This window comes from Micromonospora sp. SL1-18 (assembly GCF_047921505.1).
Lineage (GTDB): Bacteria > Actinomycetota > Actinomycetes > Mycobacteriales > Micromonosporaceae > Micromonospora.
Genome location: NZ_JBLROA010000075.1, coordinates 1 through 26,939 on the forward strand (window position 1 = coordinate 1; position 26,939 = coordinate 26,939).

At 67.3% G+C, this 26,939-nt stretch carries 25 protein-coding genes and 2 pseudogenes; 9 read left to right on the forward strand and 18 right to left on the reverse strand.

The genetic code is table 11. The features are described 5' to 3' along the window. Positions 1 to 318: 318 nt before the first annotated feature. From ACNAW0_RS26025 to ACNAW0_RS26040, 4 genes and pseudogenes are all read right to left on the reverse strand, one after another. Positions 319 to 753: pseudogene (locus tag ACNAW0_RS26025) on the reverse strand (transposase family protein); the annotation flags it as partial. 56 nt (positions 754 to 809) lie between these two features. Beyond that, positions 810 to 1,706: an NAD-dependent epimerase/dehydratase family protein gene (locus tag ACNAW0_RS26030; protein ID WP_416290645.1), complete on the reverse strand. Its 897-nt coding sequence runs from the start codon at positions 1,704 to 1,706 to the stop codon at positions 810 to 812. A 29-nt stretch (positions 1,707 to 1,735) separates the two neighbouring features. Beyond that, on the reverse strand, positions 1,736 to 3,391 hold the full coding sequence (locus ACNAW0_RS26035; protein WP_416290646.1) for a DUF885 domain-containing protein: 1,656 nt from the start codon (positions 3,389 to 3,391) through the stop codon (positions 1,736 to 1,738). A 123-nt stretch (positions 3,392 to 3,514) separates the two neighbouring features. Next, on the reverse strand, positions 3,515 to 4,375 hold the full coding sequence (locus tag ACNAW0_RS26040) for an SDR family NAD(P)-dependent oxidoreductase (protein ID WP_416290647.1): 861 nt from the start codon (positions 4,373 to 4,375) through the stop codon (positions 3,515 to 3,517). 72 nt (positions 4,376 to 4,447) lie between these two features. Here ACNAW0_RS26040 and ACNAW0_RS26045 point away from each other — a divergent pair, with 72 nt between their 5' ends. Continuing rightward, positions 4,448 to 5,386: a LysR family transcriptional regulator gene (locus ACNAW0_RS26045; protein ID WP_416290648.1), complete on the forward strand. Its 939-nt coding sequence runs from the start codon at positions 4,448 to 4,450 to the stop codon at positions 5,384 to 5,386. A 162-nt stretch (positions 5,387 to 5,548) separates the two neighbouring features. Here the strand turns inward: ACNAW0_RS26045 and ACNAW0_RS26050 are convergent, their stop codons facing one another. The 4 genes from ACNAW0_RS26050 to ACNAW0_RS26065 form a co-directional block, all read right to left on the reverse strand. Continuing rightward, a complete protein-coding gene (locus ACNAW0_RS26050) occupies positions 5,549 to 6,220 on the reverse strand; it encodes a TetR/AcrR family transcriptional regulator (protein WP_416290649.1) in 672 nt (223 codons plus the stop codon). A 447-nt stretch (positions 6,221 to 6,667) separates the two neighbouring features. Continuing rightward, complete coding sequence (locus tag ACNAW0_RS26055; protein WP_416290650.1) at positions 6,668 to 7,057, reverse strand: YybH family protein; 390 nt, start codon at positions 7,055 to 7,057, stop codon at positions 6,668 to 6,670. A gap of 261 nt (positions 7,058 to 7,318) precedes the next feature. Beyond that, the gene (locus ACNAW0_RS26060; RefSeq protein WP_416290669.1) at positions 7,319 to 7,594 is read right to left on the reverse strand and encodes an alpha/beta fold hydrolase; all 276 of its coding nucleotides are present in this window, start codon (positions 7,592 to 7,594) and stop codon (positions 7,319 to 7,321) included. A 69-nt stretch (positions 7,595 to 7,663) separates the two neighbouring features. Next, positions 7,664 to 8,578 carry a LysR substrate-binding domain-containing protein gene (locus ACNAW0_RS26065; protein WP_416290651.1) on the reverse strand — a complete coding sequence of 305 codons (915 nt, stop codon included), beginning with the start codon at positions 8,576 to 8,578 and terminating at the stop codon, positions 7,664 to 7,666. 70 nt (positions 8,579 to 8,648) lie between these two features. Here ACNAW0_RS26065 and ACNAW0_RS26070 point away from each other — a divergent pair, with 70 nt between their 5' ends. Beyond that, positions 8,649 to 9,398, forward strand: coding sequence for an SDR family NAD(P)-dependent oxidoreductase (locus ACNAW0_RS26070; protein WP_416290652.1), 750 nt, complete (start codon positions 8,649 to 8,651; stop codon positions 9,396 to 9,398). After that, the gene (locus ACNAW0_RS26075; RefSeq protein WP_416290653.1) at positions 9,395 to 9,562 is read left to right on the forward strand and encodes a hypothetical protein; all 168 of its coding nucleotides are present in this window, start codon (positions 9,395 to 9,397) and stop codon (positions 9,560 to 9,562) included. Before ACNAW0_RS26070 ends, ACNAW0_RS26075 begins: the two co-directional genes overlap by 4 nt. A 381-nt stretch (positions 9,563 to 9,943) precedes the next feature. Here the strand turns inward: ACNAW0_RS26075 and ACNAW0_RS26080 are convergent, their stop codons facing one another. Next, positions 9,944 to 10,423 (reverse strand): hypothetical protein, encoded by a 480-nt coding sequence (locus ACNAW0_RS26080; protein WP_416290654.1) that lies wholly within the window; start codon positions 10,421 to 10,423, stop codon positions 9,944 to 9,946. 7 nt (positions 10,424 to 10,430) lie between these two features. Here ACNAW0_RS26080 and ACNAW0_RS26085 point away from each other — a divergent pair. From ACNAW0_RS26085 to ACNAW0_RS26095, 3 genes and pseudogenes are all read left to right on the forward strand, one after another. Continuing rightward, positions 10,431 to 10,640: pseudogene (locus ACNAW0_RS26085) on the forward strand (hypothetical protein); the annotation flags it as partial. A 286-nt stretch (positions 10,641 to 10,926) separates the two neighbouring features. After that, positions 10,927 to 11,373 (forward strand): replication-relaxation family protein, encoded by a 447-nt coding sequence (locus ACNAW0_RS26090; RefSeq protein ID WP_416290655.1) that lies wholly within the window; start codon positions 10,927 to 10,929, stop codon positions 11,371 to 11,373. Between the two features lie 41 nt (positions 11,374 to 11,414). Further along, positions 11,415 to 11,795 (forward strand): replication-relaxation family protein, encoded by a 381-nt coding sequence (locus tag ACNAW0_RS26095; RefSeq protein ID WP_416290656.1) that lies wholly within the window; start codon positions 11,415 to 11,417, stop codon positions 11,793 to 11,795. Positions 11,796 to 11,927: 132 nt separating this feature from the next. On the opposite strand, the gene ACNAW0_RS26100 is transcribed toward ACNAW0_RS26095, so the two are convergent. From ACNAW0_RS26100 to pdhA, 3 genes are read right to left on the reverse strand one after another with little or no spacing between them, the layout of a single operon-like run. Next, positions 11,928 to 13,241, reverse strand: a complete 1,314-nt coding sequence (locus tag ACNAW0_RS26100; RefSeq protein ID WP_416290657.1) for a dihydrolipoamide acetyltransferase family protein — start codon at positions 13,239 to 13,241, stop codon at positions 11,928 to 11,930. A gap of 13 nt (positions 13,242 to 13,254) precedes the next feature. Continuing rightward, a complete protein-coding gene (locus tag ACNAW0_RS26105) occupies positions 13,255 to 14,250 on the reverse strand; it encodes an alpha-ketoacid dehydrogenase subunit beta (RefSeq protein ID WP_416290658.1) in 996 nt (331 codons plus the stop codon). Continuing rightward, the gene (gene pdhA, locus ACNAW0_RS26110) at positions 14,247 to 15,386 is read right to left on the reverse strand and encodes a pyruvate dehydrogenase (acetyl-transferring) E1 component subunit alpha (protein WP_416290659.1); all 1,140 of its coding nucleotides are present in this window, start codon (positions 15,384 to 15,386) and stop codon (positions 14,247 to 14,249) included. Before pdhA ends, ACNAW0_RS26105 begins: the two co-directional genes overlap by 4 nt. 179 nt (positions 15,387 to 15,565) lie before the next feature. Between pdhA and ACNAW0_RS26115 the strand changes: the two genes are divergently transcribed. Further along, positions 15,566 to 16,216, forward strand: coding sequence for a TetR/AcrR family transcriptional regulator (locus ACNAW0_RS26115; RefSeq protein ID WP_416290660.1), 651 nt, complete (start codon positions 15,566 to 15,568; stop codon positions 16,214 to 16,216). Then, positions 16,213 to 16,338 (forward strand): hypothetical protein, encoded by a 126-nt coding sequence (locus ACNAW0_RS26120; protein ID WP_416290661.1) that lies wholly within the window; start codon positions 16,213 to 16,215, stop codon positions 16,336 to 16,338. The genes ACNAW0_RS26115 and ACNAW0_RS26120 overlap by 4 nt, the downstream gene beginning before the upstream one ends. Before the next feature lie 1,338 nt (positions 16,339 to 17,676). On the opposite strand, the gene ACNAW0_RS26125 is transcribed toward ACNAW0_RS26120, so the two are convergent. From ACNAW0_RS26125 to ACNAW0_RS26150, 6 genes are all read right to left on the reverse strand, one after another. Continuing rightward, positions 17,677 to 18,147 carry a hypothetical protein gene (locus ACNAW0_RS26125; RefSeq protein ID WP_416290662.1) on the reverse strand — a complete coding sequence of 157 codons (471 nt, stop codon included), beginning with the start codon at positions 18,145 to 18,147 and terminating at the stop codon, positions 17,677 to 17,679. 46 nt (positions 18,148 to 18,193) lie between these two features. Next, positions 18,194 to 21,796 carry a LamG-like jellyroll fold domain-containing protein gene (locus ACNAW0_RS26130; RefSeq protein ID WP_416290663.1) on the reverse strand — a complete coding sequence of 1,201 codons (3,603 nt, stop codon included), beginning with the start codon at positions 21,794 to 21,796 and terminating at the stop codon, positions 18,194 to 18,196. 83 nt (positions 21,797 to 21,879) lie between these two features. After that, entirely contained in the window at positions 21,880 to 22,974 is a 1,095-nt protein-coding gene (locus ACNAW0_RS26135; RefSeq protein ID WP_416290664.1) for an IS630 family transposase, read from the reverse strand. A 30-nt stretch (positions 22,975 to 23,004) separates the two neighbouring features. Then, positions 23,005 to 23,901 (reverse strand): hypothetical protein, encoded by an 897-nt coding sequence (locus tag ACNAW0_RS26140; RefSeq protein ID WP_416290665.1) that lies wholly within the window; start codon positions 23,899 to 23,901, stop codon positions 23,005 to 23,007. Between the two features lie 35 nt (positions 23,902 to 23,936). Continuing rightward, a complete protein-coding gene (locus ACNAW0_RS26145; protein ID WP_416290666.1) occupies positions 23,937 to 24,830 on the reverse strand; it encodes a hypothetical protein in 894 nt (297 codons plus the stop codon). Positions 24,831 to 24,954: 124 nt separating this feature from the next. Beyond that, positions 24,955 to 26,403, reverse strand: a complete 1,449-nt coding sequence (locus ACNAW0_RS26150; protein WP_416290667.1) for an ATP-binding protein — start codon at positions 26,401 to 26,403, stop codon at positions 24,955 to 24,957. Between the two features lie 242 nt (positions 26,404 to 26,645). On the opposite strand from ACNAW0_RS26150, the gene ACNAW0_RS26155 reads away from it, so the two are divergent. Then, positions 26,646 to 26,939, forward strand: a complete 294-nt coding sequence (locus ACNAW0_RS26155) for an integrase core domain-containing protein (RefSeq protein WP_416290668.1) — start codon at positions 26,646 to 26,648, stop codon at positions 26,937 to 26,939.

The window sequence follows — 26,939 nt, forward strand, 5'->3', positions numbered from 1 at the left end:
CAGCAGTAACTACTCTCGGCATCTCACACTGCCCCCCTCGTCCGCCGGCCCTCTTGCGTACGAGTTACGGTCTGTCGCTCGCCGGCTGGCCGGGCGAAGTCCTCGACGCGAGCCGGCGGCTGCGGCTACTCCTCCCATGGGGACGCTGATCGACATGGGCATCCTGGCGATCCTGCCGGTCCTCGACATCGCCGTGGGCGCCACGGTCGCCGCGCGCCGCACCCTCATCTGAGCCTGACGGCCAGCGCTGAAGCGAATCTCCTCATCGGGCAGTCGTAGACCTTCCAGCCTTCCTGGACGGGGACAAGGTGAAGCGCCCTACCGGACGAACGATCTTGGCCCGTACGGGGAGGCTGGAAGCCCTTGGGGTGCCCGATGAGGTGATCCGCCCCGGCTGATCTCTGAGGCGGGCCGTAGTTTGGTCAGGATCTTCCAGGTCTTGAGCGTGGCGATGGCGCGCTCGCCGCGGGCCCGGAGTCGGGCATTGCCACGGTTGACGGCTCGCTGGCGGCGGGACAGTTTCGGCCGGTAGCGGTGGCGCTTGAACGACGTGCGCACACTCCCGCCGGCTCCCTGATAGCCCTTGTCCGCGAAGGTCATCACATCAGCGCTGCTCAACGCTTCGACGATGCCGTGGACCCGGGCGTCGCTCAGGTCGCGGGTGGAGCCAGACAGTGCTGGCGAGACGCAGACCAGACGACCTACCGCGTCCGCGATGACCTGCACGTTCACGCTGTGATGCTTGACCGTTCCTATGTCAACGGCAAGCCGATCATCAAGCCGAGCAAGAAGGCAGTGAAGTGCTTCAATCAGCTGCTGCGGTACGAACCCGCGGCGATGTCTTCGACGAGTGACGGGCGCCCGGGTCGCCAGTCGAGCGTCTCCCGAGTCCGGGTGCTGCTGATCACCTGATCCAACGCGAGCCAGCGGGCGTACTGTTCACCGATCTCGGCTGCGGCGTCGGTGACCGGCCACGGTTGCGTGCGGCCGGTCCCGCCGGCGGCGATGTCGGCGGCGGCCGCGATGTCCGCGACCGGTACGCCCTCCTCGCCGACGCCGTGCAGAATTGCGCCCGGTTCGGCGCGCTCGACTGCCTTCACGAACAGGGCGGCGAGATCGTCGACGTGCACGGCCGGCCATCGGGTGCCGGGCATGCCGACGTACCGTCCGATGCCGTACCGGCAAGCCCATCCGATCATTTCGGCGGGGATACCGCCGCCGCGACCGTAGACGATCGCCGGCCTGATCACGACGGTGCGGACCCGGTCGGCCGCAGCCAGCACCATCCGTTCGATCCGAGCCCGGGGCGTGTCACCGACCGGTGGGTCCTCCGCGAAGGGGTGGTCGCCGACCGCGCCCAGCCACCAGATCCCGCTCGTGTAGATCAGAGCGGCACCGTAATCGAGCAACGCGGCCATCGCCGACAGGTCGCTGGCCACGTCGCCGGTCGGGTTGCCGGCGTGGATGATCGCATCGGGCCGTACGGTGTTGACGGCGGCGGCCAGGGTGTCGGGCCGGGTCAGGTCCCCGCTGACCGTGCGGTACCCGGTCACCTGCCCGCGGCGGGCAAGCGCGACGACCTCGTGGCCCCGCGCGGCTGCCGCCTCGGCGACAGCCGACCCGATGTATCCGGTCGCTCCGATAATCAGGACCCGTGCTGTCTTGCCGGTCGGCTCGACGACGGGTGCCGGGGTGATGTCGTGCATGGCCTGCCTGTCTGTTGAGGGGGCGGGGATCATCCGGCATCCGAGGACGGGTGGCCGAGCACGGCGGCACGCAGCACGTCCAGGCCTACGCCCCCGATGTCGAGCGCCCGGCGATGGAAGTCCTTCAGGTCGAAGTCGGCGCCTTCCTGGGCTCGCGCATCGTCACGGAGCTGGAGCCAGGCCCGCTCACCGAGCTTGTAGGACGGTGCCTGGCCCGGGAGGCCCAGGTAACGGTCCAGTTCGTAGCGCAGGCGGCTTTCGGCCTTCGTCGAGTGTCTTTTCAGCAACCGCCACGCCTTGTCGTAGCTCCAGGCGCCCCCGCCGACCTCCGGCGGTGCCTCGAAGTCGCAGTGCACACCGATGTCGATCACCACCCGTACAGCTCGGAACGCCTGGCTGTTGAGCATGCCGAGCAGGTCACCCGGATCATCGAGGAAGCCCAGGTCGGCCATGAGCCGCTCGGCGTACAGTCCCCAGCCTTCGCCGTGCCCGGAGACCCACGACGCCAGCCGACGCCAGCGGTTGAGCGTTTCCCGCCGGTAGACGGTCTGGGCTATCTGCAGGTGATGGCCCGGCACACCCTCGTGGTATACGGTGGTCAGCTCCTGCCAGGTGGAGAACTCCGTGACGCCTTCGGGTACGGACCACCACATCCGGCCCGGCCGGCTGAAGTCGTCGCTCGGGCCGGTGTAGTAGATGCCGCCACTGGTTGGGGCGATCCGGCATTCGAGGGTGCGGATCGGTGCGGGGATGTCGAAGTGTACGTCGCCGAGCGCTTCGATCGCTTCGTCCGACTTGTGCTGCATCCAGTCGCGTAGTGCGTCGGCGCCGGAAAGGCGGCGGGCGGGATCGCTGTTCAGGTACGCCATGGCTTCCCCTACGGAGGCGCCCGGTTTGATCTGTTGTGCGGTTTCCCGCATCTGGGCGGTGATGTCGCTCAGTTCCCGCTGCCCCCATGCATAGGTCTCTTCGAGATCGATGGAGGTACCCAGGAAAGATCGGGCGTACAAGGCGTACTGTTCCCGCCCGACGGCGTCCTGGACCGGCGCCCGTGCGATCAAGTCGGTGTCGAGGAACGTCGCCAGTTCCTCGTACCCCTCGGCGGCCACCCGGGCGGCGCGGTTCAGCTCCTCGTGCAGGCTCCGCGGAAGTTCGGCGTGGCCGAGCGACGCGTCGTGTGCGAACTTCGCGAAGAAGCCGTCGGTGGCGGCGTTGGCGCGACTTTGCGCGATAGCGGCCACCACCTGGCGAACCGGACTGATGTGCCCCCGGTCGGCCGCGAACCGGAGCGCTTCGACGTACCCGTCGATCGCGCCGGGGACCTGCCTGAGTCGTGCCGCGATGGCCGCCCAGTCACCCTCGGTAGCGGTGGGCATCAGGTCGAACACCTCCCGCACGGTCTGCACGGGGCTGGCGATGTTGTTCAGGCGCGCCTCCTCGGCGCCCGTGTCTCTGATGCGTTCGGCAACTTCGAGCTGGTCACGTGCTGCGGCGACGGTCACCTGGTCGGTGGTGTCCGCTGTCTTGGCGGCGTCGAGAGCTGCGAGGGTTCGCCGGCGCAGCGCCGAGACTGCGGCGAGGCCGTCCGGGGATAGGTCCGGTAGCCGAGTGTCGTGGCCGGGGATGCCGAGCGTCGTGGCCGCGATCGGATCCAGCGCCGCGTATTCGTCCAGGAAGGCGTCCATGATCCTGTCGATTTCCGTCGCTGGGCGCGGTTCGTTCGGTGTCATGCCTGTGGTTCTCCCGGGTTGTCAGGGGGCCAGGGGTGTCCGGACGCCGTTCAGGGCCGGACGATGTGGCCGGCGGAATCAGTCAAGGATTGGATCGTCGGCGCCGGCGGGGGTGAGCCGCAGCACCCGGCCGTCCGGGTAGGCGGCGACGCGGGACAGGAGATCGTCGAGATCGTCGAGGACGTGGATGAACCGGCCGTGAAGCTTGTCGTACCTGCCGGACACCAGGTCCACCACCTTCTGCGCGGCAACCTCCGGCGGCGTCCACTCGCTGTCCGGGATCGAGTCGAGGTCAGGGCGATCGTCAGTCATGACAGTACGGACCAGGCCCGGGCTCAGATCCATCACGGCGACCCCGGAACCGGAGATTTCCTCGGCGAGCGCGTCGGTGAACCGCATCAGGGCGGCCTTCGAGACCGCGTACGCTACCGAGGTGCCGAGGGCGTGGGAGCCCTGCAAGCTGTTGATGTTGATGATGTGGCCGCGTCCGCGGCGAAGCATGGCCGGCAGGAGCGCCCTGGTGTAGAGCACCGGGCCTTGCACGTTCGTCTCGACGACCCGCCACCAGTCGTCCGTCTGCGATTCGACGAACGGTCCGTACCGGCCGAGGTATCCGGCGTTGTTGACCAGGAGATCCACCGGGCCTAGTTGGTCGGTCACGGTGTCGATCACGCGGGCGACATCGATAGGATCCGTGACATCCCCGGGCGTCGCAATAGCCCGCCGCCCCGTCTGTTCGATCAGGTCGGTAGTGATGGCCAACTGATCCGCTGATCGGGCGGTGATACCGACGTCGTAACCGGCCGAGGCCAGGCGCGTCGCAATCACCTGGCCGATGCCGCGACCGGCTCCGGTCACCACGGCAACGCGTGTTCCTGTTGAGGGGTTGTCAGAAGACAGCACTGTCAAGACTCGCTTCCTGGACGAATGGCGCAGCACTCGGCTGCCCGGAACAAGCCTGCACCGAGCGAAGGGAAATATCCATTTAGTGTTTCTATCAAGAAGAGTAAGGTGAGCTTTGTGTTGGAGCTACGACGACTACGCCTGCTGCATGCACTCGCCGGCTATGGCACGGTCAACGCCGCTGCCGAGGCGCTGCAGCTGACCGGCCCCGCTGTGTCGCAGCAGCTCGCGACCCTCGAGCGGGAGGTCGGTATCCCGTTGGTGCGCAGGCAGGGGCGGCGGTTGGTTCTCACCGACGCCGGAAAGGTGCTGGTCGCGCACACCAACGTGCTGCTTGACCAACTCGCCGCAGCCGAGGCCGACATCCTGGCACTGCGCACCGAGATCGTCGGAACGGTTCGGGTAGGTGCGTTCTCGTCCGCGACGACGTCCCTGGTCGCGACCGCCTGGCGCAGCATTGCGGCGGAGCACGGTGAGCGGCTGGTCCTTCGGGTGACGGGCATGGAGCCGGAGGAGAGCTTGGCGGCCTTGACGCGCGGCGAGATTGATCTCGCTATAGCGCACTCGTACGATCTGCTGCCCTTTGCCTTGCCGCCCACCTGTGAGCGGTACGACCTGCTCAACGATCCCGTTGTCGCGGCCCTGCCCGAAAGGGAGGCGGCCGAGTACTGTGGACGGCCGGTCGATCTCGCCGTTCTCAGCAATCGATCCTGGCTCTCCGTGCCATCCGACACGTCCTGCCACGAGATGCTGCAGCGCGCCTGCGGCGTTGCCGGTTTCGTTCCCCACGTGGTCGCGCAGACCGGTGACTACAGCGCGGTCCTCGCCTTGATCGCGGCCGGGGCCGGCGTCACGGTGCTACCCCGGCTGGGAGCCCAGCATGTTCCACCCGGGGTGACCCTCGTTGCGCTGGCGCGGCCGATCAACCGAACCGTCTTCGCCGTCACCCGCCATCGAGGCGACCGTCACCCGGCCGTCAGTGCCGTTCTCGATCACCTGTGCCGAGCCGCGCGTGGACTGGAAGGCCACTCCGCGTCCTCGTCGTAGTAGTGGTCACCGGCCGCCGCTGATGCCCGCCGGCAGGTCATCGGCCTTGGCCCATCAGCGCATGGGGGCGGCACGCGGCATCCAGTAAGTCCTAACTTGGGTACGGTTGATCCGGTATCGGTGGGTTCGGATTGGGTCGGGCGACGCACGGACGGGTTCGGCTCACGCGTCAGGGCGGCGTTCCCAGCGTTCGGTGAAGAGCTGGTTGGTGGGTGGCTGGCCGGGTAGCGGGGTGGCGTGGACGGCGCGGAGGCCGTCCAGGGCGATAGCAATGATGCGTTTGCGGGCGTTCGTGGCGGCATCGATGAGGTCGTCGTGGCCCTGCTTGCGGAGTTGGTCCAGGGCAGGCGACGTGCCGAGTTGTTCGATCAGGAGGGAGATGTCGACGGGGGTGACGTCCGGTCGCAGCACGCCGGCCTGGTGAGCTCGGGCGACGATGGCAGCCAGGAGTTCGTCGGAGCGGTCGGACTTGGCCCACATCTCGGTGGTGATCTCGATCGTTCCGGCAATCGGCGCGAGTGAGCCTTGGCCGAACTCGATGCAGGCGGTGATGAAGCCGGCGAGCCCGTCCCACGGGTCGTCCGCGGCGAGCCCCTGCTCGGCGGCCTCGTTCCAGTTGTCGAGGGAGAGCGCCGACAGCCGCTGGAAGAGTTCCTCCTTGGTGCGGTAGCGGCGGTACAGGCTGCCGATGCCGACTCCGGCGCGGGCGGCGATCGCCGCCACTGAGGCGTGCGCACCGTCGGCCGCAATCACCTCGCGAGCGGCCTGGAGTAGCGCACGGTCATTGCGTTCGGCCTCAACCTGGCGTGGGGCGCGGCGCCGCTGTTCGGACATGACGCCGATCATACCTCCACTGCGGAGCGATTCGCTCCGCCAGAAGGTGTCGGATCGGAGCAAAACGCTCCGATTGAAGGAGGGTGGCGACCGTGCGTACTGTCGTAATGGAGCGTTTCGGTGGGCCGGAGGCGCTCCAGGTCCGGCGGGTCGAGGACCCGACGCCGGGGCCGGGGCAGGTGTTGGTGGCGGTCAACTACGCCAGCGTCACGTTCCTTGAGACGCAGGTGCGGGCCGGCGCCGGGCCCGCAGCCAAGCAGCGGCCGCCGCTGCCCTGGGTCCCGGCAACGGCGTCGGTGGCCGGGTTCGCGCGGTCGGAGCTGACGTTGACCCGACGCAGCGGTTTCCGATTGGTTGCGCCCCGGCCCGGACGTAGCCAGACGCAAGCCATCAGGAGACGTCCGAGCCGGGTGATCTTGCTGGGGACGTGGCTGTTCGGTGCAGCCGTTACGAGACGGGCGTTGTCTGCGCCAGTGCGATCTTCCAACCGTCAGGCTCGCGCACCACGGTGAAGGTGAGACTGCCCCTTGTCGGCACTGCGGGCCCTTCGCCGCGCTCGTCGGAGATGCGCTTGGCGCAGCTCACCAGCGCGACATCGGGGCCAACGAAACGAATATCCTCGATTTCCAGATGGGTGAGCACCTTGGCCAGCGGGCTGTTCAGCCCGGCTGTCATCGCCTCGCGCAGTGCCTTCCGTCCGAGGACGCGACGGCCGGCGACGTTCACCACCACCACGTCGGAATGGTGCAGGGCAACGAATTCAGCAACATCGCTTTGATGCCGGTTAGCGGCGGCGACGAGATCGCGAATGGAGCGCAGTGCTTGCTGATCGGTCATCGGACCCTCCCACTTTCCATGCGGAGCGTTTCGCTCCGTATGGAGCATGCTATGGCGGAGCGAAACGCTCCGCAAGGAGCAAGACGCCAACGTGAGCCAGCCCACCCGACTGTCGCACTTCGCCTGATGCGCTACATCGTGACTTCAGTTGATGGGCTACACGGGCCTTGAGCATGCCGGATACGGACCGCGATGCCGACTGCCCACGACGGCTGGTGTACCGGTCATCCGCCTCTGTCGATGAGCGGTTGTTGGATCAAATCAAGACATCGTTGCCTGAGCAGTAAGCCAACCGTGCAACGTCGTGGCTAGTTGTACGGGCTGGTCAAGCTGCACCAAATGCCCCGCCCCATCGATCAATTTAAGTTGAGCACCAGGGATGAGTTCTGCCAGCAGGCGAGCCCGGTCGACAGGAATCCACCTGTCGTTCCTGCCCCACGTCACCAGCACAGGCAGGTCGAGACGTGGATAGAGCCCTTGAATCTCGTCTGTATAGGCCTGGTGCGTTCTGATACAGGTCCCACTGGCGCTGGCGATGCCGGGACTACTCTGCTGGGTCGGCGGAGATCGCGTCGTTGATCGTGGGCAGCATGTCGCCCCGTTCGGTTACCCGTCGCGTTGCCCTGGCGCGGCTGCGGGCAACAGGCCCAGGAACCGGGTGAGCACCGGTGAAGTATCCGTCGCCCGCCACATTGCCGCGGAGATCACCGGCCGGTCGGCGTCCCGGATGGGGATGTAGTCGAGGCCTTCGGTGCGCACCATTCTGCTGGACTCCTGCACCAGGGCCAGTCCGAGCCCGGCCGCAACCAGTGTGAGCTGTGTGCCGAGCTCTCCGACATAGCGGATCGACCGGGGGGTGTAGCCGCCTCGCCCGCACATCGACACCAGCTCGTCGTGCCAGAAGGCGCAGACGTCGCGACCGAGCATGACGAGTGTCTCCCCGTCGAGGTCGCGCAGCGCGGCGTCGTCCTGAGTGGACAACGCATGTCCCGCTGGCGCGGCGACGAGGAATCGCTCGGTCGACAGGATCCGCATCCGCAGCTGCGGTTGCCCGCAGTCGACTTCGCCGAGGGTGCTGAGGAACGCGACGTCGACCACGTCGTCGTGCAGCGGCTGGCCGAGGACGCCCATCGGCAGCTCCCGCAGGCTCAACTCCACATCGGGGACGACCCGCTCGAAGGCAGAAAGCGCGGTAAGGAACGGTTGGGAAGAGGCGGTCGGGTGGTAGCCGACACGAAGTCGGCCCAGCTCCCCGCGCCGCGCGCGTTCGGCCACCGACTCCGCCGCTCTCGCCTGCTCCAGCGTGCGCCGCGCCTCTGCCAAGAAGAGCCGGCCGACGTCGCTGAGCGCCGTGCGGCGACGCTCGCGCACCAGCAGGTCGACCCCGAGGGCCGACTCGAGCCGCAGGATCTGCTGCGAGAGCGCCGGCTGGGCCACGTGCAGCCGGGCCGCAGCGCGGCTGAAGTGCAACTCCTCGGCGACGGCGACGAACGCCTCCAAATGCCGCAGGTCAAACTTCATGCATGCACGCTATCAAGTCATCCAGAACTCGTCTTTTATCTTATTAGATGAGCTCCCTACGGTCGACTGCATGGATGCCACAACTCACCTGGACGGCAAGGTAGCGATCGTCACCGGCGCGACCGGCGGCATCGGCGCCGTCATCGCCCGCGCCCTCGCCACGGCCGGCGCGGCAGTCACCGTCGTCGGCCGTCGCGCCGAGGCCGGCGAGGCCGTCGTGAAGGACCTGCCCCGCGCGTCATTCGTCGCCGCGGACCTGACCGACCGCCTCACGCACCGCCGCGTCGTCGAGACCACGATCGACCGCTTCGGCCGGCTCGACATCCTCGTCAACAACGCCGCCGCGCACACCAGCGGACCGGCGATCCAATGCACCGAGGAGGATTTCGACCAGGTCGTCGCGCTCAACTACAAGGCCGCGTTCTTCCTCACCCAGGCCGCGCTTCCGGCCCTCATCGCGTCAGGCGCCGGACGGATCATCAACATCAGCTCGATCGGCACGATCAAGACCTTCTGGGGTGCCGCGATCTACAACTCGTCGAAGGCCGCGCTGGACAATCTGACCCGTACCTGGGCGCTAGAGCACGGCGCGGACGGGGTACGCGTCAACGCGGTGAATCCCGGCATCGTCGTCGACGGCCCCATGTCCGCGCCGGTGCAGGCGTTCCTCGACATCGAGCGCGACGTGCTGCCGATGATCCCGGCCCGCCGGCTGGCTACCGCGGCGGATGTGGCCGCCGTCGTGACCTTCCTCGCCGGCCCCGGCGCCGACTACCTCAACGGAGTGATCGTCCCGCTCGACGGCGGCCTGACGGCGTGACCAGCGGCGACACCCGGCGCTGGGCCGCAGTCGCGGTGCTCTGCGTCGTTCAGTTCATGGTGGTGCTCAACAGCACCATCACGACGGTGGCCATGGACGCCATCCGCGTCGACCTGGCCACCGACGAACGCACCCTGCAATACGTACTCTCCTACGTCCACTGAGGATTCATAACCAACCTCGTGAGCCTGCCGTCTGACAGAACCTGACGAGACCTGGCAAAGCCTGCACCCGTCGCCTGTCGGCCAGGCTGTCAGGTTCGGCCTCCTGACAGAACCTGACAGCCCGGCGATGCCCACGCTTTTGTCAGGTCTGCGTGTCGGAGCCGGACCCGGCACTGCGGTACACCATGCTGATCGCGGGCACTCGCCGAGTCCCGCTGCGCTCTGGATCGAACTCGCTCGCCGGTCACCGGCGGGCGGGACCCGGCCAGCGGGACTGTCCGCTGTCTGGCCGTCGCCGAGGCGGCACCGGAGATAGAGCGTGGCGGAAGGTGGCTTCAAGCCGCCGCCTCCTGCCTCCGGGCCGGGCGGCCAAGGGGCCGGCTACGCTGCTCGGCGACGACCGCCCGGCATCGGGCCTGCCCAAGCGCCCGAACATGTTGGCCCGGTGCACAATCTGCCCGTCACGCACGGCTGCCGGCATCGCCGCGCACCGCTGCACCGGGACCAGCCCACCAACCGGGCGACGGCGAGGAGCGCGCCGGGCAGGTCGATCAGGTCGTCCCGCTGGCGGCGTACCGGTCGGCAGGTGATCACCACGGTCCCGCCGGGACGCAGCAGCCGGTAGCTGGCGGCCAGGATCGCGGCGAACCCGTCGAACAAGCGGGACCATCCCGCATAGGCGAGATTGCCACGCTCCCGGTCCCCATACTGGTGGTCCCGCTTGCGTACCCCGGTACTCGTCGCCCGCATGAGACCGTGAGTCCCGCGCCCGTACGGCGGCGAGGTGAGCACGAGTCCCACCCGGCCGACCGCGGACGCCGGCACCAGATCGAGCAGACCAGTGGCGTCACCGGTGAGCACCTGTGCCGTCGACCCGGCCGACGCGCGGGAGCTGTCCCGGCACACCAAACCCGAGCTGGACGAGCACGACCTCGCCCACCTCGACGTCTACGCCGCTCCCGCCCGGTTGCTGGTCGGCAACCGGGAGCTGCCCGGCTCCACCTTCGTCACCAACCCACCGGCGCCGGTCGTGGGTGAGGCGACCGCGATCCGGCAGGAGTGCGCCGCCGCCCACCCCCGCACCGGCTGTGAGCCGCCGATGCAGCAGCCCTCCCGCACGGCGATGCGCCGGCGCATGAACTCCCGCGACCGCTGGCCTCCGGGTCGCTCGTTCGGGGGCTCGGCTGGGTGCGGCATCGGGGGCTCGTTTGGGGGTGTCTGCGAAACGAGGCCCCAGACGAGCCCCCTACACCTGACCTGTCAGGTGCCCGGCCTGCCCAAACCCACCCGATGGCCCCGCCGAGATCAAGATCAACCTATCCAGACTCCCTACGGGATTCTCTCTCCACCGGGGTGACCCATCTATGCCGCAATCGCGCTCTGCCAGTCTGCTGGCCATCTATCCCCACATCACCAGCCGTGACCGGCTCCTGCTCCAACTCCTCGACGACCACCAGGTCCTCACCACCGACCAGATCCACCGCATGCTGTTCCACGCCCGCCGGACCTGCCAGATCCGCCTCGGCGAGCCGGCCGCCCTGGGCCTGCTGGACCGGTTCCGGTTCGCCCGCGACGGCGGCGGCAGCCACCCGCGGCACTGGACCCTCGGCCACCACGGGCACCCGTTCCAAGCCGCCGCCCACCAACGACCCAAACCCACCGTCCGGACCAGCCGCCAAGCCGCACAGCGGCTATCGGCGAACCCGCACCTAGCGCACCTGCTCACCGCGAACGAGTTCTTCGTCCGGCTCACCGCGTACGCCGTCGCCGTTCCGAGGCACGGTTGGACCGGTAGTGGTCCGAGTCGCTGACGAGGAAGCAGTACCGGACCATCACCGCCGACGGGCACGGCATGTGGAGCGCCGCCGACGCCAGGGTGGGCTTCTTCCTGGAAGCCGACACCGGCCCCGAACCCCTCGGCCGGGTGGTGACCAAGCTCGACCGGTACGCGCAACTGATCCGCCGCAGCGGCCCCCGCTACCCGGTGCTGTTCTGGCTCGGCAGCGAACACCGCGAGGAACACCTCCACCGGCTGCTACCCGGCCAGCACGGCGATGTCCCGGTCGCGACCGCCATCCACACCAGTGAGCCCGCCGAAGCGGTCTGGCTCCCGGCCGGCGCCAACGGCCGAGTGCCGCTCGCCGAGCTGCACCATGCGGACCCACGGGTTCCGGTAGTGCAGTCCAGCGCGCTTGGCGATCGTGTCGCGCGGGACCAGTCCCTTTGCCGGTGACAAAATCGACCTGGGCTGAACCGTCCCCCGTCCGGAATTGGCTCGGCCCGAATGCGTCGTGCACGGCCCGGACCAGTGCGGCTAGGGTCCGCGAGCCGATCTGACCGGCCGACCGGGTCACCACGATCCTGGTCATGCCACGATCCGCAGCGGACGCTCGAGCAGATCGGTGAGGGAGGCGAGGAACTGCGCGGCCAGGGCGCCGTCGATGATGCGGTGGTCGGCGGTGAGCGTGTATCGCATCCGGCGCCGCGCTTCCAGCGTCTCCCCGGACAGCGTGGGCTCCGGTATCGCGGCACCGACGGCGAGGATCGCGCCTTGGGGTGGGTTGATGATCGCGGTGAAGTGCTCGACTCCGTACATGCCGAGGTTGCTGATTGTGAAGGTCCCGTCGGCCATGTCGGCCGTGTTCAGCGTCCGGTTCGCAGCCTTGTCGGCTAGAGCCCGGGTCTGCGTGGAGATCGCCGTGACCGATGTCCGGTCGGCATCGCGGATCACCGGCACTATGAGCCCGGCCGGGGAGGCGACGGCGATGCCGATGTTGACGCGCCCGTGCAGCAGGGTTTGGCCATGGCCCTCGGGGGAGTAGGACGCGTTGACGCCGGGGCACTCGCGTAGGGCGAGCGCGACCGCCCGCACCATGAGGTCATTGACTGTCACCTTGAGTCCGGCATCGCGCAGCGCGGTGTTCAACTGCACCCGGAGGGCGAGGAGGTCCTCCAGATCGGCGGATGCAGTAACGGTGAAGGTCGGGATGGTTACCATGCTCTTGGTGAGCCGCGTCGCGATCGCCTGTCGCACCGGATCGAACGGCACCGTTGTCGGTTCACGCCCGTCCTGGGTGGACGGTGTTGCGACACCGGCCGCAGCAGGGGCAGCTGATCCGGTCTCGGCCGGTTCGCTGGCAATCGGTGCAGGCGTCGGCTCCGATTCGAGGGCGTCGAGATCCGCGCGGACGATCCGACCACCGGGACCCGTGGCGGTGACGCTGCTCAGGTCGATGCCGCGTTCCCGCGCGAGCTTGCGTACCAACGGGGTCGCGGCCCGGTGCTTCGGCTTCGCGGCGGTCGCCGCGAGTGCGGGTGATTGTTCCGCAGCGGCCGGTGTCGGAGCCTCATCGAGTGCATCGGTGGTGCCATGATTGTCTGTCGGTTCGGGGACGGCCGGCTCAGCGTGCGCCACTTGCGTGAGTATGACTTTCTCGTCACCGGATCCGTCGTTGAGGCGGGCAATGGGTGTACCGATGGCGGCGTTCTCGCCTTCGGGGACGAGGATTTCGACGAGGGTGCCGTTCTCGTAGGCCTCGTACTCCATGACGGCCTTGTCGGTCTCGATGTCGACGAGGACATCGCCGGCGGCGACCGGGTCGCCGGGGTGCTTGTGCCACGTGGAGATGGCGCCTTCTTCCATGGTGTCGGACAGGCGCGGCATGAGGATGTCGATCATGAAGGGTCTCCGATCAGCGGCGCCGGGCGACGGCGTCGAGGGTTTGGCGGATTGCGGTGATCGCGTCGTCGGCAGAGGGCAGGGCCGCGATCTCAAGCGGCTTGGAGTAAGGGAGTGGGACTTCGGCCATCGCAACGCGGCGGACGGGGGCGTCGAGCCAGTCGAAGGCGCCGTCGGAGATGGTCGCAGCGATCTCGGCGCCGATGCCGTAGGTGAGCCAGTCGTCTTCGAGGACGACGGCGCAGTTCGTCTTCTGGACCGAGGCGATGATCGTCTCCCGATCCAGCGGGCGGAGGCTGCGTAGGTCGACCACCTCGACATCGATCCCATCACTCTCGGCGAGCTGCTCGGCCACCTGGAGCGCGACCGCCGCCATCCGGGAGTAGGCGACGACGGTGATGTCGGAACCTTCGCGAGTGATCTTTGCCTTGCCGATCTCAGCCGGTACATCCTCGTCGTGCACCTCGCCCTTGGTGTTGTAGAGCGCCAGGTTTTCCAACACGAGGACGGGGTCGTCGTCGCGGATCGCGGCCAGCATCAGCGCCTTGGCGTCGGCGGGGTTGGAGGGGGCGACGACCTTCATGCCGGGGACGAAGGCGTAGTAGAGCTCGATGTTCTGCGAGTGGGTGGCGCCGAGCTGCTGCCCGCCGCCGCCTGGGGTGCGGATGACCATCGGCACCTTCGCCTGGCCGCCGAACATGCCGTAGATCTTGGCGGCGTGGTTGACGATCTGGTCCAGGGCGAGCAGGGAGAAGTTGATCGTCATGATCTCCACCACCGGCCGCAAGCCGAGCATGGCGGCGCCGATCGCGGCGCCGGTGAAGCCCTCCTCGGCGATCGGGGTGTCCCGCACCCGCTTCGGGCCGAACTCGGCGAGCATGCCGGCGGTGATCTTGTACGAGCCCTCGAACAGGCCGATCTCCTCGCCGATCAAGAACACGTTCTCGTCGCGCAGCATCTCCGACCGCAGAGCGTCGTGCAGCGCCTGCCGGTATGTGATCACACTCATGCTGAAGCTCCGATCTGCCGGACGGTCGGCCGTGGCGCGGCGGGGAAGAGCGCGTCACCGGGCAGCCGACGGGAATCGTTCGGCACCGGAGTCGCATAGGTGTAGTCGAACAATGTCGACACCTCCGGGTGCGGGCTGGCATCGGCGAACTTGGCGGCCGCGGCAACCGTGGCGGCGGCCTCGGTGTCGATCTCGGTGATCAATTCGTCGGTCAGCAGTCCTTGATCATGGAGCCGGACGGCGTAGGCCGCGATGGGGTCGGCCGCCTTCAACGCCTCGGCTTCCTCCTTGCTGCGGTACTTCGCGGGGTCCACCACCGAGTGCCCCTTGAGGCGGCCGGAGACGGCCTCCAGCAGGTACGGCTTCCCGGCCCGGGCCCTGGCCAGTGCGGCCTTGGCGGCTTCATGGACGGCGACTGGGTCGTTGCCATCCATGCGGGCGGAGGGCATCCGGTAGGAGGAGGCGCGCTTGTGCAGTTCGGGTTCGGCGGACGACTGCTCGACGGTGGTGCCCATGCCGAGTCCGTTGTTGATCACGACATAGACGATCGGCAGGCTCCACAGGGCGGCGATGTTGAGGCATTCGTGGAAGGCGCCGATGTTTGTGGTGCCGTCGCCCATCAAGCACATCACCGCTTCGGATCCGCCGCGGTAGTCAATGGCCAGCGCGGCCCCGGTCGCGAGTGGTAACTGGCCGCCGACGATGCCGTACCCGCCCATGAACCGGGACGCGATGTCGAACATGTGCATCGACCCGCCCCACCCCCGCGATACACCGTCCGCGCGGCCGTACAGCTCGGCCATCACCCGTTCCGGGCCGATGCCGCGGGCGAGCGCGTACCCGTGCTCCCGGTAGTTGGTGAACACGTAGTCGGAGTCGTCGAGCGCGGCCATGAGGCCGGCGACGGTGGCCTCCTCGCCAAGGTTCAGGTGGCAGTAGCCGCCGACCTTCGCCTCGGTGTAGGCGCGGGCGGCGCGCTCCTCGAACCGGCGGATCAGCACCATCTGCCGGTAGAACGCCACCAACTGCTCGTCACTCACAGTTGGTGGTTCTGTGTTCGCCGAGGTCTTGCGCCTGCTCCTCGTCGTGGACTTGTTGGTCCGGGCGGCCGTTCTGGCCGGTGTGCTCGAGGGCATGCGGGTCTCCTTCTCGCCCGGGGCACGCCACAGCCGACGGATGAGTCGGTCGTGGCGTCTCCCTGCGGGCCGACGTTGAGTCCTCAACGTCGGTTGAGATCAACATCGACCAGATAATGAAACGTAGCTCGTTTCATTATAGGATCGGTGGCGACCAGTTGTCGATGAGAGGAACCTTGATGAGCACCAGCCCGTCGCAGGCGCCCCGTCGCAAGCGCGGTCGCCCGACCGAGGCAGAGCGGACCCAGCGACGCGACGAGATCCTGGATGCCGCAGTGCGCCTGTTCGTCGCAGGCGGGTTCGGTCAGGTCTCGCTTGACGATGTGGCCGCGACGGCTCACGTCGCCAAGCGCACCATCTACAGCTACTTCGGCGACCGGACCGAGATCTTCGTCGCCGCTGTGGAACGGCTTCGCCGCCGCACCCTTGACCTGACCGGTGGCGAAGACGACACCCTGACCGAGCTCGCGGCCAAGATCGTCTCCGCGTTGCACTCCGATGAGGCGATCGGGCTGCACCGGCTGATGGTCACCGAGGCCCACGCCTTTCCCGAACTGGCCAAACGGTTCTACCGCGACGGCCCCGAGTCCTACATCCGGGCACTCGGCGAACGTCTCCCTGAGCCGGATCCCGACCTGGCGCGTGCGCTGTTCACACTCCTGCTGGGTGAACCGCACCGCCAGCGTCTTCTCGGTCTTAGGGCCGCGCCAACCCAAGCCGAGGCGCGAGGGCATGCGATCGCCGCGCTCACGCAACTGGGGCTCGACGACGCTCGCGATGCATCAGCCCGTCATGGTGGCCATGTGAACGAGACTGCGGGCGAAACATGATCGAGATCCTGTACTTCGAGGGCTGCCCCAACCACGAGGGCCTGGAGACGCGAGTACAGTCGCTGCTCGATGCTGCCGGCAGCGATGAAACGATCACCCACCGCCGTATCGACTCCGAGTAGCAGGCGCGAGCAGAGCATTTCCTAGGCTCACCCACCATCTGCGTCAACGACATCGACGTGGAGCCAGACGCGAACCGCCGCGACGCCTACGGGCTGACATACCGCGTGTACGGCACCGACGACGGACTATGCGGCACACCCCTAGACCAGTGGATCATCGACGCGGTGCAAGCCAGCAGGCGACCGTCGGCTTCTGACGGCCCGGCGACGGGTCCCGATGCCCCGGAGATCGCCCACACCACCTGACGCTGACCATCTGCCGCTATCGAGGGGACTACGGCTCGGCGTCCCGGGAAGTCTGGACGGGTCCCGGCGGAGGTTCGGTGCGCAGCAGTCACCAGGAGTGCGAGAGCCCTCGTAGGAAGGGGATGCAAGCCCGCGTGGTCGCTCTCGCTCATCCCCGATACGACAGCGGGCCTTCAAGAGTTCGGGCTGATGGCCGGCGACGCAGGTTTCGTAGGCGTGCGTCGCCGGCGTGGTAGCCGAAGAGTTCATCCTGGCTCACACGGACGATGCCGCTTCGCCGTCACCGGACTGATGGCGTAAGCGAACGGTTTCGAGTTCCCTCTCAGGGCGGTATTCCGGCGTGGCCGCATGTGCGACCTCGGCCTCCGCCACGGGTTCCTGCCCGATGAGCCGCTGCTGCTTCTACGACTGGGCCTACCTGGACGACGTGTGCACCGACGCCGGCCCCGTTACTCCTCGAGCTACCCGACGCCACCAGCTCCCGGCACCTGCAGCCTTGATGCGAAATCGAGGAAGCAACATGCCGGTGGATCCGCAATCAGCGCGAAGCCGCAGGCGGGAGCGGGTGAACGCGAGGGCATTGACAGGCAATCCGCAGCACGGTTACCGCCATCAAAGATCATCCGTTACCGGATGTTGCCGCCGTCGCCTGGAAAGATCTTCATCTCCCCAGGTCAACCGGTCGGGACGGCCGGATTTGAACCGACGACCCCTTGACCCCCAGTAGTCCGGTGGCCCAGCGGCATGCTCACGCACGTTTGCCCAGGTCGTCTGAAGCATAAACCGGCCGAGTAAAGGAGTCGTCGCACCATCGGGCGCTGACCACACTGCCATCGACCGCTTGGGCGGGGGACACCATGGGTGGTGGCGTTCCCTGCAGCGGACGAACCCGGCTGACAACTACCAGTGACCCGCAGGCTGCCAGGTCTTGCCCTGTCGCAACCTTTGGGCACCGCTCATGTTGAGGCTGCCGAGCACCACCCGGTCCGGGCCGAAGACCGACGCCGCCAAGTCGACCACGGCCGGGTCGTGGCCGGGTCGCGGGTCAGGTTGCCGGCGTAGAGCACGCGCATGTTTTGGCACGGCAACGGATCACAGTAGCGAAAGCGCGACGGCTGCCGCCGACACGAAGGCGATCATGATGTCCGGAGTCTGCGCCAACATGACCGCCCGCCACACACCGCTCTCAGGATTCCACCTATCCTCCAACAGGTAATCAGCAATCAGACCCTTCAGCAAATGCACGGCGCCCATAAAAAACATGAAGAACATCAGCAGAACGCTAACAAAAAATGCGACCAGAAACGGCGCACCCTCCCAGGCTCCTGAAAGCAGCGATACCGGTATAAGCACAACAAAAAGCACAGGGGCCGCGATGGCGAGCATGACACCCCACACCGCCATCCTGGCCATGTGGAAAAGCATCAAATCGTTGACGTCCTCGACAGGCGAGGTGATGTTACCCATCACCTCATCCCGCCGCTCTTCGGGACTACCCCCGACGCCTAGGAAACGGCCAGCACTACCCGCCAGCCATGGCGCAGGCCACTTCAGTAGATCCATCGACGCTACTTCCATGATGGGCGGACTTCGACGAGCATCGGCTAGTCTAGTACAGCCGCGCCCAGCGAGACACTCGTGAGTTTGCGCACGAACTTACATATTTGCACGCGGTGTAGGCGGCCGCGGCTGGGTAGGCTGCGCGACGGTCCCATCGGTCCCACCGCGCCTGGTACCAACGGTGCCGCTTCGCGTCAGAGACCTTGTGGTGCATCTTGTTCAAGACCTTACGTTTCATCTTGCGGGCGCCACGGAATCCCTTGAACTTCGGGATCGTCTTGCCGACCTGCTTCGCCCCACGAAACGCCCTGCCCGCGCGTACCCCCCTCGCCAACCCGCCAGCGCCAGGAATAGCGCCTACGAGGTCGAGCGCCATTGCCCCCCATTTACGCTCTCGGGCGTTTTGAGCCGCCGAGTAGAGCGAGAATCCGATAGCGAGGCCGCCGGCGATGGCGTTGACCGGTGGCGGGGTAAACATGGCGATCGTGCTGCAGACGAGCGCGGGATTGTTCTTCACGAAGTTCGCGGCACCCTTGACCGCCTTCTTCAGCCGGCCCCAGAACCTCCCGTCCAGGTCACTGCAGTTGACCGGGTCGGCGGAGCAGTAGTCGTAGGCGTTGGCGTTGCCCCCGTCCTGTGGGTCCATCTGCAGGAACCGGCCGAGTGCGGGGTTGTAGAGGCGGACGCCCATCAGGATGAGTCCGCCGAGGGCCTCGCCGGAGCGCTGCTTGCCACCCAGCCAGCCGTACCGCTGGGCTGCCTGGCCCTCAATGGGGGCGCCAAATTCGTCGTAGTCGTACAGTTCGGGCTCGGTCAACGCTGGGTCGATGGTTGCGGCCACGTCGCCATGCAGGTTGGTCAGCAATAGCTGTATGCCATCGCCGGACGTGGTCGCTGTCAGGTCGCCGTCCGGGCCGGACACAAACCGGGTGATCCTGTTCTCGGTGGTATCCTCGACCGTCCAGCGTGGCTCGTCGGTGTCGTCCCCATAGTGCTGGCGTCTCGACACTGACGGCGTCCACTGGCCGTCCATCAGGGTCTCCGTGGTGAAGGCCGCAATCCGGTCGGCTGGGTCCAGCGTCCACGTCTGTCGGGCGTCGTCGAGCGTTTGTCGTCGTACCAGGTCGTTGGCGTAGTAGCTGTTGGTCAGTCCGTCGGGTAGTTGGGTGGTGCGGCCGAACGCGTCGTACCGGTAGCCCGGGTCGGTGATCCGGTCGGCCGAGTCGTAGCTGTGGGCGTCCTGGGTGCCGACGCCGTCGGTGTTGCAGGCGCCGTCGGCGGCCGGATCAAATACCGACCGGTTGGTGCGGTTCGTACGAGTATCGTACGAATACGTGCGGGTCACGCAGCCTGCGGTGACGGGGGTGTCGTGCTGGGTCTTCTTCAGCCGGCCCAGCCGGTCGTACGAGTAGACCTTGCTGCCACCGGTATAGGTGTGATTCACCCATTGGCCGGCGCTGTTCTCCACCACCGACTCCGAGTAGACAATCTCTCCGTCGGAGTCGCGGGTGTAGATGCGCTCGACCGGCTGCTGATTGGCATTGAGTCGATCGGTACGGGTCAAACCGCCGGGATACTTCAGCTCGACCAGTTGTTCGTCGGGCGAGTAGGCGGCGGTGAAGGTGCCGGTCACGCTGTCGGTGACACTGGTCAGCAGGCCACGCGGCTCGATGGCACGGTCATAGGCGTAGGTGGACCACCCCGTCGGGTCGGACACCTTGACCTGGCGGCCGAATCGGTTGTACTCGCTGGTGGTCGTTGCCCCGCCCGAGTCGGTGTACCGGACCAGCCGGCCTAGCGCGTCGTACTCACGGAAGATGGTTGCGCCGCCCCGCGTCGTCTGCGCGAGTTGGCCGGTGGCCGGATCGTACGTGGTGTTGACCGCCTCGAGTGGGGTGCCCTCATCTGATGTCACTGCCGTGACGGTCACCCGGCTGGCGGCGTCGTAGGTGGTCGTCGTCGTTCGCGTGACGCCTCCCGCCGTCTCGACGACCTCCTCGGCCTTTTGGTAGCGGCTGTACCGCGTGACCCGACGCGCCGGCAATTCGCCGGTCATCCGAGCCGGGTCGTGGCCGGTAATCACGCCGGCGGCCCGCCCGACGCAAGCCAACCCGGCCCACTCCGGGTGGTTGCCGCAAGCAGCGTCCTGACTGTTCGGCCCCGCTGTGTAGTAAATGTTCACCCGGGCGCGGGCGTCCGACCCGGTCGAGTCGATACCCCATGATTTGAGGGAACGACCGGCCGCGTCGTAGACGCCCCGGGCGGTCAGGTTGGCCCCACCGGCGCCCGCGTCGGCCACCATCGTGGTGAACTTGCCGAGCGTCCATCCAGACACCCCGCCGCTGTGCGGATCGTAGCCGTAGGTGGTAACCCGCACGTCGGCGTCGGGGTAGCCATCCACCTGCGCGCCCTGCCGCTCCGTGGTTACGAGGTGATACGAGGCGCCATCGGGCTTGCCCTCGTCGTACTTGCTGACCTTGTGCGCCCTGCCGATTACTGTCGAGCCGGCCGGGAGTCCCTCCAACGGCCCGGCTCCGTCCGGATCGGCAAGGTCATTCTCCAGCACGAGGGTGATGGTTGGACCGAGTGTTTCCAATAGGTCAGTGCCATCTGAACTGTACGTATTGGTAGTCGACAGTGCGAGCGCACGGGCGGCGGTGTCGGAGCCGGCCAGACCGAGCTCGGCGAGGTAGGTGGCGGCGTTGGGCAGGGTGCCCAGGGCTAGGGCTCGGTCGGTGGCATCGAGGGTGCGGATGACGTTGCCGAATCGGTCGTACTCCTGGGTGTCGATGTGCCCGCCCGGGGTGGCGGTGTTCACCTCCTTACCACCTGCGGAGAGGTAGTGGACGGTGGCGTACGGGTAGCCGCTGGTGCCGGGCGCGGTGGGGGTGGCGCGGTTGCGGCCGGGGTTGTTCTCCGGCCCGAACACGGCGGTGGCGTCGGTGGGCAGGTCGACCTGTCCCCAGGTGGCGATGGAGGCGGGGCCGAGGTTGTAGGGTCCGCCGGCGGCCTGGGTGAGTGGGACGTTGTAGACGACGTTGGTGGCGATCTCGCCGTCGGTGGCGGTCTTGGAGCCCTGCTGCAGCGCGGCGCGGCGGACGCGCAGTAGCCGGCCGGGGTTCTCGTCGCCGGCGAGGGTGGCGACTTGGTCGTCGGTGAGGGCCTTGCCGTATATGCGGACGTCGTCGATCTCGCCGTCCCAGATGTTGGTGGCGGCACCGGCCCACTTGGCCCGGCCGATGACGTAGCCGCCGGTGGCGTTCCACCCGCCGGTCGCCGTGGTGGTGGTCTGCAATACGCCGTTGACGTAGAGCTTCATCTTGCCGCTGGCGGTGTCGTAGATGCCGGTCAGGTGGGTCCACTTGCCGGCGACGGCGGTGGTGTTCGCCAGCGCCCGCACCGGGGTAGCGGTGTCGCTGTCCGTGGTGACCCGGGAGAAGGCGAACTTGTCGTCGGCGGCCACGTAGTTGAGGAAGAAGCCGCTGGTCCGGGTGCCGTCCTTGGAGACGGCCGTCCGGTTGACCGACTTGTCCTTGATCCGGGCGGTGCCAGCGACGCTGATCTGCTGGCCTGAGCCGCCGGTGAACGCTGCTGCCCTGTCCGCAGGGTTGTCCGGGTCGTTGCCCTGCCCCCAGCCGACACCGCTGGCCATCGTGCCGGTACGGCCGCTGCCTGAGGAGTCGGTGACGGTGGTGCCGGAACCGGCGTCCAGGTCCCAGCGCAGGGCCGCGTTATCTAGTGTCCTGCGCCTGATATTCGTTGAATAAATCGGCCGAGGGACTCGATGATCTCTTCGGCTGTCTTCGTCCAGACGAAGGGGCGGGGGTTCTCGTTCCAGTTGGCGACCCACGAGCGGATGTCGGCTTCCAGTGCCTGTACGGATTTGTGGGTGCCGCGGCGGATCATCTGGTCGGTCAGGAAGCCGAACCAGCGTTCGACCTGGTTGATCCAGGACGAGCTGGTTGGGGTGAAGTGCATGTGGAAGCGAGGGTGCTGGTCCAGCCATGCCTTGACTGCAGGAGTCTTGTGGGTGCCGTAGTTGTCACAGATGAGATGGATATCCAACTCGGCGGGGACCGAGGCGTCGATACGGGCGAGGAACTTCTTGAACTCCGCCGCTCGGTGCCGGCGGTGCAGGGCACTGATGACGGTGCCGTCGGCGACGTTGAACGCGGCGAACAGACTGGTGATGCCGTTGCGCACGTAGTCATGGGTACGCCGTTCGGGCATGCCAGGCATCATCGGCAGGACCGGCTGGGAGCGGTTCAACGCCTGGATCTGTGCTTTCTCGTCCACCGAGAGCACCACCGCACCGGCGGGCGGGTCCAGGTACAACCCGACCACGTCGACCACCTTCTCCATGAACAGCGGGTCGGTCGAGAGCTTGAACGTGTCGGCCTGGTGCGGCTTGAGGTTGAACTTGCGCCAGATCCGCCCGATCGTCGACTTCGACAACCCCGACTTCTCGGCCATCGACTTGCGGGACCAGTGCGTAGCGTCCTTGGGCGTCTCCTCCAGCGTGGACACCAGCACCTCTTCCACCTGGTCGATGCTGATCGACGGTGGACGACCCGGCCGATCCTCGTCGACCAGACCATCCAGACGCCGTTGCACGAACCGGCTCCGCCACTTACCCACCGTCGGCCGCGACACCCGCAAATCGGCGGCTACGGCGGCGTTGGTCGCCCCAGGTTCCGCGCACGCCAACACGATCCGACACCGCAGGGCCAGAGCCTGAGAAGACTTCGCCCGCCGCGACCAACGCACCAACGTCGCGCGCTCCTCGTCGGTCAACACCAACTCGGCCTTCGGCCGCCCAGTCCTCGGCATGCAACACATACTACACATAGCCAACGAATTTCAGGCGCAGGATACTAGGTCGGGGTTGCCGTAGTCGAACTGCCAGGGCAGTTCCCCAGCCGGGGTGGCCTTGCTGACCCGGCCGCCGGTGTACTCGTAGGTGGTCTTAAGCGGCGGGGTGACGCGGGGGTCCCATACCTCGCGGAGTTGGCCCAGGTTGTCGTACGCGTACTTTGCGGTCTGGGCGGCGGTCATCGCGGAGGTGTTCGGGTCCCAGGTCCACAGCTTCACGCCGGAGACCCGGTCGGTGTAGTCACCGAACACGGTCTGGCTCAGGCCCGGGCTGGTGGTGGTGGCGTACTCGTATTCGAGGACCTCGCAGCCGCGGGCCGGGATCGCGGTGGTGCAGTTGTTCGTGTCGTCCACCCCCGGCTCAACCGGGTTGATGACCTTCTTGAGCAGGAGCCGGCTGCCGGCCGTGTCGTACAGGTAGCGGGTCGTGCTGACGGACTCCGGGGTCCACGACGAGGTGGCCGCCCAGATCCCGCTCTGCGCGGTGAACTCGGTGACCGTGCCGTCGAGCTCGGTCAGCCGGTACGCGTTGCCGACCTTGGCCAGCACCATGCCCTCGGAGCCCGGCTCCGGGGTGTAGCTGACCCCGTCCGGATTCTTGGCGAACGTGATCCACCCGCCGTCGATGGTGTTGACCTGGGCCAGCGACGGCTCGGGCAGGGTGACGGTGGTGTAGTCGGCCTCGGCGGCGCCACCCGTCGCGCCGCCGGACCAGGCCGGGCCGAACGGTGCCACGATCTCGGTGACCGAGAGGTTGTCCCAGTACACCTTCCGCCCGGAGCCGCCCTGCATGCCGTTGTAGAGGCGAAAGAACGCCTCGGTCGCCCCCGCCGGGATGGTCATGTCCACCGACAGCTCCTGCCAGCCGTCCGTGTAGCCGGCCATCGCCGAGGCGACCTCGTAGTAGTTGGCGCCTACCTTTAGAAGCCGACGATCCGCAGGCCGCGCTGCGCGTATGCAGGCACCAGACCGGTGCTCGCGGGCACGTAGATCCACCCCGTCGCCCGATACGTGCGGCCCGCGACCATGCCCAGCCGCAGGCCGCCGCCGTCACCGCCGACCGCCACATAGGTGTCATTGCTGGTCGTGGTGACCGGGGTGATCTCCAACGAGGCGACCGGAGTCACCTCACCCTGCCCGAACGCCGTCGACCGCGCCGCCGACGACGTCGACGGCACCGTGAACCCGGTCAGGTCGGTCGACACCTGCTGCTGGTTCGCAGTCAGCAGCTGCCCCATTGGCTGGTATCCGTCGGTCGGCTTGCGGGACGACGACGCCCGCGACACCGACAAGCCCAACTCGTCCGAGTCGGTGGAGGAGAGCGCGTAGTCGCCGGTGAGCAGGTTGACCGAGCCCGGACCGATGTCGTCGCTCGCCGCGCCGTCACCGCTGGAGTCGACCGACACCCGCACCCATGGGGTGGTGTAGGCGGGGGAACCGCCGGTGGCGGTGTAGATCTGCGCCCGGACCTCGACCACGCCGCCGACCAGGCCGAGCGTGTCGGTGGCATTCCAGATCGCGTACCCACCCAGCGACGACAGCGTGACCGGGCTGGCCGCGGTCGCGGTGATCGGCGCGCCGGTGGCCGAGGCCAGGTTCGCCGACGGCACCGGCAACGTCGCCCCACCCGGCCCGCGCCGGTACTCGAAGTACGCCCGCGTGTAACCCGCCACCGGGGTACTGATCTGCAACTTGGTGCGCTTGACGATCGTCGCCCCCGGCAGCGGCTGCGCCAGCGCCGCCGCACCCGCCTCGAACACATACAGGTTCGCGTTCGACAGATTGCCGGCGGAATCCTTCGCCTGCACCGTCAACACCGAACCCCTGCGGAGCCGGGTGGTTACCAAGCTCGACAGGTCTGGCAGAACCTGACAGGCGCACGGCGAGTTCTGTCAACGCAGGCCAGCAATGCGGAAACCTCTCGGACCACCCGTGCGGTTACCTCCGCCAGGCCGATAAGATCTCCGAAGGACCCCACACCACATCCGCTTTCGTCGAGTCGACCTGTGGCGACACGCCGCTGAGCGAGACGATCACGAGCCCGCAACGGCCGTGGTCGAAGCCGGGCACGTGTGCCGCGCCCGCCGCCAGTTCGGCAAGGTCGCGCGCGTCGAAAGGACTGCTGAGCCATTTGACGGAACCCGCGAAGTAGACGGTGTGAGCCACTGGTGCCCGGTCCGCGCCAATGATGTCGATCTCCGGGTTGAACTGGCGGTTCCACCAACCCCCAACCGCCTGCACGTCTGGCCAGGGCAGGCTTCCGGCGATCGCGGCGAGTTCCAGGGACTCTCGGATAAGCGGTTCGACGGCGCGGCCGCGCCATCCCTTCCAACGCCGCTGGACGAGTTTGAATGCTGCATCCGGGCGGCCTCGGCGGGCCTGCTCCTGCGCGCCACGAAGAATCGCCAGGTACAGGCGTAAGTTGCTGTCGGCGACTCGATACAACGCCGGTCTGCTCGGCTTCGTGGACAGCGGCTCGTCGACGGCCAGCACCCTCTTTTCCTCCACCAGCCGGCGCAGGAGAGGTGAGAGCAGACCGGACGCGAGCGGAGATTGGGCGCCGCCTGCCGTCGAGGCGATGTTGGCATAGGCCCGATCGCCGCCACCGATTGCCTCGAGGACGCGGCGTGCTTGGTCCGGCGCGGGGAACTCGGCCAGCAGCGCCGCTTCCGGGATGCTGAAGACGACCGAGGCCGGATCTGCGCACTCCTCTTCGAGGAAGGCCAGCGGCGGCTTGGCCGGTGGCCAGGCCCGAACGATCCCCGGGAGACCTCCGCAGATCAGATGCGCATCAATTGCATCTGCCCCGCTGAGATCCAGCGCGCGCGCCGTCTCCGCCGGGTTCAGCGGCCCGAGCACGAGCGCGTCGGCGCGGCCGAAGAACGGCCGGTCGTATGCGGTGAGCCGCTCCATCATGTGGACGTCGCTGCCTAGGAGCAGCAGGAGGACGGGCTTGGTGGACAGTAGCCGGTCCCAAGCCGTCTGCAACGCGCCGTCGAAGAGCGCATCCTGCTCGGCAAGCCATGGAACTTCATCGATAACAACCACGGACGGGACGTCCGGGAGGACAGAGGCCAACGACCGGAAGGCGTCTGGCCAACCTCCGGCGGATATCGGCACCAAATCCGGGTTCGTCGGCAGCGGTGAGTCACGCAACTCGGCCAGGAAGGTGGAGATCGCCTCGGTGGAGGACGCACCCTTGGTTGCGGTATAGAAGAGGTAGGGCACTTCGGCGCGGTTGCAGAACTCCTGGACGAGGCGCGATTTGCCGACCTGGCGCCGGCCCCGGATGGTGACCGCCAGTCCGGCCCTCCCTGTTTGGAGCCGGTCCAGCCGCTTCTGCAACAAGGCAAGTTCGGCCGTTCGGCCGACGAAGATTCCCGCCATAAGGTAATCCCAATCTACGTAGTCTTCTTCTACGTAGATTCACTCTACCAAACCCTCGATGCCTGCCTGCAGGAACCACGCCCCTGGCGCCAAGGGTGGCGGGTAGTTGCCAGCGCGATTCCGCTCGAACCCCGCCTACAACTCGGCGTTTCACGACAAACGTCCGTTACCTGATCCGCGACCGAGACGGCAAGTACCCGGCACTGTTCGACCAGATCCTCGCCGACGCGGGGATCACGGTCGTGCGCAGCGGCGTGCATATGCCCCGGATGAACGCGATCATGGAGCGCTGGGTACGGACCTGCCGCCGGGAACTGCTCGACCGCACGCTGATCTGGAACCAGCGCCACCTACTGCATGTGCTCCACGAGTTCGAGATCTTCTACAACGAGCACCGGCCCCACCAGGGCATCGCGAACGCCCGACCACTCGCACCGCTGCCCGAACCGATCAGCGACCCACGCCGACTCACCCACCTGAACATCCACCGACGTGACCGCCTCGGCGGCATCCTCCACGAATACAAGCACCCCTGA